The sequence below is a fragment of the Azotobacter beijerinckii genome, assembly GCF_900110885.1.
Lineage (GTDB): Bacteria > Pseudomonadota > Gammaproteobacteria > Pseudomonadales > Pseudomonadaceae > Azotobacter > Azotobacter beijerinckii.
The window spans coordinates 1-5089 of the sequence record NZ_FOFJ01000116.1 but is presented as its reverse complement, the minus strand read 5'-3'; the positions used below and the strand labels follow the sequence as shown (position 1 = coordinate 5089).

At 61.7% G+C, this 5089-nt stretch carries 7 protein-coding genes; 1 reads left to right on the top strand and 6 read right to left on the bottom strand.

The window, feature by feature from the left end; genetic code table 11:
- Positions 1 to 114, top strand: a 114-nt coding sequence (locus BMY22_RS22565) for an OprD family outer membrane porin (RefSeq protein WP_143068620.1), incomplete at its 5' end; no start/stop codon positions are given.
- Positions 115 to 182: 68 nt separating this feature from the next.
- Here BMY22_RS22565 and BMY22_RS25270 read toward each other — a convergent pair.
- The 6 genes from BMY22_RS25270 to BMY22_RS22545 all read right to left on the bottom strand — a co-directional run.
- The gene (locus BMY22_RS25270) at positions 183 to 317 is read right to left on the bottom strand and encodes a hypothetical protein (RefSeq protein WP_279626393.1); all 135 of its coding nucleotides are present in this window, start codon (positions 315 to 317) and stop codon (positions 183 to 185) included.
- Positions 318 to 328: 11 nt separating this feature from the next.
- Positions 329 to 502 carry a hypothetical protein gene (locus BMY22_RS24550; protein WP_167363792.1) on the bottom strand — a complete coding sequence of 58 codons (174 nt, stop codon included), beginning with the start codon at positions 500 to 502 and terminating at the stop codon, positions 329 to 331.
- A gap of 55 nt (positions 503 to 557) precedes the next feature.
- The gene (locus BMY22_RS22560; protein ID WP_167363791.1) at positions 558 to 1466 is read right to left on the bottom strand and encodes a SphA family protein; all 909 of its coding nucleotides are present in this window, start codon (positions 1464 to 1466) and stop codon (positions 558 to 560) included.
- 128 nt (positions 1467 to 1594) lie between these two features.
- Positions 1595 to 3046, bottom strand: a complete 1452-nt coding sequence (locus tag BMY22_RS22555; RefSeq protein ID WP_090625541.1) for an aldehyde dehydrogenase — start codon at positions 3044 to 3046, stop codon at positions 1595 to 1597.
- Between the two features lie 20 nt (positions 3047 to 3066).
- Entirely contained in the window at positions 3067 to 4212 is a 1146-nt protein-coding gene (locus tag BMY22_RS22550; RefSeq protein ID WP_090625540.1) for an NAD(P)-dependent alcohol dehydrogenase, read from the bottom strand.
- A 185-nt stretch (positions 4213 to 4397) separates the two neighbouring features.
- The coding region (locus BMY22_RS22545) for a VOC family protein (protein WP_143068619.1) at positions 4398 to 5089 on the bottom strand (692 nt) is incomplete at its 5' end.

Here is a 5089-nt window from a genome sequence, read left to right as displayed (position 1 = left end):
CTGAAGAGCATGACCCTGCGCTGGCGAAACTCGACCGTGCGCCGGGACTGGGGGGCGAACAACAAGTTCGACGACAACCGGCTGATCGTCCAGTATCCGCTCTCGCTGTTCTGAGGAGCCCTCCGTCCAAGAGGCGGCACAACCTGCCGCCTCTCACTTCTTGGCGTGCCCGGCCCCGATGATCACTGGGTGTTCATCATCGCAGCCCAGGTAGTTGCAGTGGTCGCCGCGGACCCGGCCCGGGCGCCTGGGGCTGATCTGATCGGGTCGTTGATGATCAGCGCGATCATTTTCTCGTCGTCGGTCGAGTTGCGCATGCTGGCCGAGTTCAGCCGGCCTGCAGAGTCAGCCTCGGAATGTCACGCGAGACCATGCGCAGGCTCAGAGGTGAACGGTAGTACAGCCACACTGCATAGCCGATCACCTCGGGAGGGAAGCGGTAACCGGCATAGGAAATGGCATCGGTGGCAGGGGCGTCGTGCTGCAAGGTGGTTCGTCTCATGGCTGGGATTGCCGCCTCATCTCCGTCAACCTGCCAACAACGTTGGCAGTACCCCTCACAACGGGATGGTCAACTTCAGCCAGTACGCCTCGCCTTCGGCCCTGTTTCTGACCGCCTGCTCCTGTTGCCATTTGGCCGTGACAAACCAGCCAGCGGCATTGCTGTACTTGATCGAGGGGCCGATTGCGAATACGCGGCCCTTGTTGGCGTCGACGTCTTGCCCGGTCTGATCGTCCTTGGTCGTCTGATGGTAAATATACCCCCCCATCCCTAGGACCCAGCCATCGGCTACCGCCCAGCCTATGGAATAGTCCGCATGCGCTTCCTGGCCTGAACGGTAGTCGGTGTCGGGGTTTCGAAAGTTGAAGTCGTACATCAGCTTCAGATCAGCATTCAGGCCGGCCGGGTCAACATAGGAAAATGCAGCGATGGGCTGGACTGCCCAATAATTGCGACCGAGGTTGGCGATATCATCACGGTCATAGCGCCCCGTCGGTGCGAAGAAATCGACGGCGTAGATGGCATGGAGGCGATCAGTGTAGTGGTAGCCCAACGCGGGACCGAAGATGATGTCGCCGATACCTCTGCGTCGCTGACGGTGATTGTTGACTTCAACTTTCAGGTCTACGAACGGCACATTCACATGAAAGGCAAGATCTCCGCCAAACAGGTTTTGCTCTGTGACCCAGATAAGGCGCGGGGCTATGACGTTCGCGGTGAGATCAAAGTGGTCAACGGCACGATGGCCCCGATCGTCGCGTAGCCGGTCTGCGTGATAGTGCTGGACGAAAACTTGCGTGTAGAGCCCGGGAGGTGGCATCGCCCCGGTCATGTAGTTTTCCGCCCCCATCGGATAGGACGACCCCCCTCCCTCCGTGGCCAAGGCTTGCGAACTGCAACAAGCGCCAATGCATACAGCAAGAAGTCCAGGCACGAGCCTGGATCGCACAATGAGTTCATTCATTTTGCACTACGTTATTCTTGTAATCGGTGACTGATGTTTGGGAAGCAACGAAGACGGATTCGCTGCTATCTATCCGCCATTGCTAGAACACGCAATGGCCGGGGTGGGTTAGCACGCCGGCCTCAGGGTCAGAAGGGATAAGGCTGGTCGGACGGTTCGACGGTCACCCACTTGATTTCGGTGAATTCGTCAATGACAGCGCTGCCGTCGAAGCGACCGTAGCCACTGTTCTTCATGCCGCCGTAGGGAGCCTGTGGCTCGTTCTGTACCGTGGCGCCATTGATATGGACGCATCCGGCGTCTAGCCGGCTGGCCAATTCGAGGGCACGGGTCACGTCACGACTGAAAATCGACGACGACAAGCCATACGCCGTATCGTTCGCCACTTCCAGCGCCTGCTCCGCGCCCTTGACGCGAACGATGGTAGTTACCGGACCGAAGGTTTCTTCATCGTAGATGTCCATCTCGCGAGTGACCCGGTCGACCAGGGTCGGCCCCATCAGAGCGCTTTCGGCGAGACCGCCGACCACGATAGTTGCGCCCTTGCCGATCGCATCGTCGAGCAATTGATTGATTCGCAGCACCGAGCCCTGGGCAATCATCGGACCGATCACACAGCTGCCGGATTGCGTCGGAACGCCAGTTTCGAGTGTCCGCACCCGTTGCGCGAACCGCGACACGAAAGCATCGGCAACCGCCTCGTCGACGACGAAACGCTCCGTCGACATGCAGATCTGTCCCTGATACAGAAACGCGCCAAACACTGCCGCGTTCACCGCACCGTCGATGTCGGCATCGTCCAGAACCACGAACGGCGCCTTGCCACCCAGCTCGAGCAGACAGCGCTTGAGGTGACTGGCGCAGGTCTGGGCGATCATCCGGCCAATCTTGGTCGACCCGGTGAAATTGACACGCCGCACGGTATCGTGGGCCACCAGCGCCTCGGTCACCGCCGCGGCGTCCACGGGCGCGCTGATCAGGAAGTTCAGCACGCCAGCCGGCAAGCCTGCCTCATAGAAGGCTTCGGCGAGCAAGGCATGGGTGCGCGGGCTGCTTTCCGACCCTTTGAAGATCACGGTATTGCCGCAGGCCAGGGGATAGGCGATAGCTCTCGCGCCGAGGATGACCGGACCGTTCCAGGGAACGATGCTCAGTACGGTACCTACCGGCTGGCGCAAGGTCATCGACACGGTACCCGGCTTGTCGGTGGGAATCGTCTCGCCCTTGATCTGAGTGGTCAGCGCGGCGGCTTCACGTAGCAGACTGGCTGAAGCCCCCACGTTGAACTGCGCCCATAACTGCGAAGCGCCGATCTCTTCGGCCATCACCGTACAAAAGTCCGCCATCTTCGCTTCCAGCGCGTCGGCCGCGGCGAGCAAGAGGCGGCGTCGTTCGGTCGGTCCGGTTCTGGACCAGCTACGAAACGCCCGCTGCGACGACTCCGCGGCACGCAGCGCATCCTCGACGCTGCAGGCGGCGCCGACGCTCACAGTGGCTGCGCTCAATGGGTCGATCCGCTGGTAGGTCTTGCCGTCAGAAGCGGCGCGCCTCTGGTTATCGATTACGAGTTGAACAGTCATGATGCATACCTTGGATTGATTCAGATCGCCGCGTCAGTGGGCATACGAAGGATCGGCTTGATGGTCACTCCGCTTTCGCTGTCAGCCATCGCCTGGTTGACTTCATCGAAGCGGTAGAACCGACAGAGCTTGTCGAAGGGGAAGCGCCCCTGCAGATAGAGGTTCACCAGTGTCGGAATGAAGGCATGGGCCACCACATCACCCTGAACGATGCCCTGGATGCGCTTGCCGGGGATCATCACATCGTTGATGTTGAAAGCGACTTCGGTTCCGACCTTGGTCGCGCCGACAATGCCACAGGTGCCCAGGATGGTTAGCGCATCAATGGCCTGGCGCAGTACCTCGGCGCGCCCCGAGCACTCCAGGCTGTAGTTCACGCCACTGCCGGTGATGGCCCGTACTCGCTCCACCGGATCTTGCTCCCGGCTGTTGATCACATGGGTCGCGCCCAGTTCCATGGCCAGCTCCAGCCGGCTCGGAGTCACATCCACGGCAATAATGGTGGTGGCACCGGCGACCTTGGCCGCCATCACCGCAGCGAGCCCCACCGCGCCCGCGCCGAACGCGGCGAAACTGGAACCGGCCTCGACTTTCAGCGCATTGAGCACTGAGCCGGCGCCTGTCTGTATGCCGCAGCCCAGAGGCCCAAGCAGCTCCAGCGGCGCCTCCTTCGGCACCTTGACAACGTTGCGCTCATTGGCAATCACGTAGGTCGAGAAGGACGATTGACCGAAGAAATGGTCGTGGATGGGCTGCCCACTGCCGCAGCTGCAGCTGGAAGTGCTGCCATCAAGGCGCCCGCCCCCGAAGTTGAGCGGATGCATATTGGAACAGTGTGCCGGGTGTCCGGTCTCGCAGGGCAGGCACAAACCACAGGACATGTAGGTCATCACGACGTGATCCCCGGGCGAAACCATGGTGACAGCCGACCCTACGGCTTCGACAACACCCGCCCCTTCGTGCCCTAGGATCAGGGGCAACGGGGTCGGGAAAAGCTGGTCGCGTACCACCATGTCGGTGTGACAGACACCGGATGCAACCACCCGCACCCTAACCTCCGTCGGGCGTGGGGCCTCCAGCCAGGCTTCCTCGATCTGCAGTGCCTTGCCGGCCTCTCGCAGCACGGCTGCCTGAATCTGGGTCTTCTGATCGTTTGCGTGGGACATGTTCTTTTCCTCTTGAAAAGGGGCGCTTAGGCGGTTTGAAGGGTAAGCGGACGTTGGCTGCGCTGCGTTGCCTCCATCGTCGCGGCCGGGCGAAGGCAGAAATCGAAAGCTCATTTCGGCGAAACCCTCCTCGACACCCCGTGCACAGGCCTGCCTATATGTGGATAAACGTGCAAGGCGGACGATCAGGTCAGGGCGGTGAGGAAGCGTTCGTTGAGCTGGCGGTCGTGGTAGAAGATCGCCTTGCCCAGCTGGTCGGCGGTCCAGGTCACCGGCGGATGGTCCGGGTAGTGGTAGTCGCCACAGCAGAACACTTCGTTGCGGTTGCCCGAGGGATCGAAGAAATAGATGGTCTTGCCGTGGGTCAGGCCGTGGCGGGTCGGGCCGATGTCGAGCGAGGTGTTGCTCATGCTGATCAGGTCGGCGGCGCGCAGCACATCCTCCCAGCTCTCGAGGAAGAACGAGGCGTGGTGGAAGCGGCCCTTCTCCGGATGCTGGATGAAGGCCACGTCGTGGGCCTTCATGCCGACGGTGAGGAACTGGGCGACGCGCTTGCCCGTATCGTCGAGCACCTGCTCGGCGAGGCTGAAGCCGAGCACCTCGGTGAACAGGCGCAGGGTTTCCGGCAGCGCGACGCCGTACAGCAGGCAGTGGTCGAAGCGGGTCGCCTTCATGCCCTTGAGGCCGCGCGGCCAGGCTTCCGGGTTGACCTCGGAAACGCCCCACTTGCCGGTCTGCTCCTTCTCGGCGAACAGCTCGAAGCGGTGGCCGGAGGGCGCCTCGAAGCGAATGCGCCGGCCGCAGCCCTTGAGTTCGCCGGCCGGCAGGTTTTCCACCTGGCAGCCGAAGGCGGCCAGTTCCTCGCTCAGGCGGCAGA

Excerpts from the sequence above, each read along its gene's own strand:
- BMY22_RS22550 (WP_090625540.1), bottom strand. The coding sequence starts at position 4,212 with ATGTCCCACGCAAACGATCAGAAGACCCAGATTCAGGCAGCCGTGCTG.
- BMY22_RS22560 (WP_167363791.1), bottom strand. The coding sequence starts at position 1,466 with ATGAATGAACTCATTGTGCGATCCAGGCTCGTGCCTGGACTTCTTGCT.
- BMY22_RS22555 (WP_090625541.1), bottom strand. The coding sequence starts at position 3,046 with ATGACTGTTCAACTCGTAATCGATAACCAGAGGCGCGCCGCTTCTGAC.
- BMY22_RS24550 (WP_167363792.1), bottom strand. The coding sequence starts at position 502 with ATGAGACGAACCACCTTGCAGCACGACGCCCCTGCCACCGATGCCATT.
- BMY22_RS25270 (WP_279626393.1), bottom strand. The coding sequence starts at position 317 with ATGCGCAACTCGACCGACGACGAGAAAATGATCGCGCTGATCATCAAC.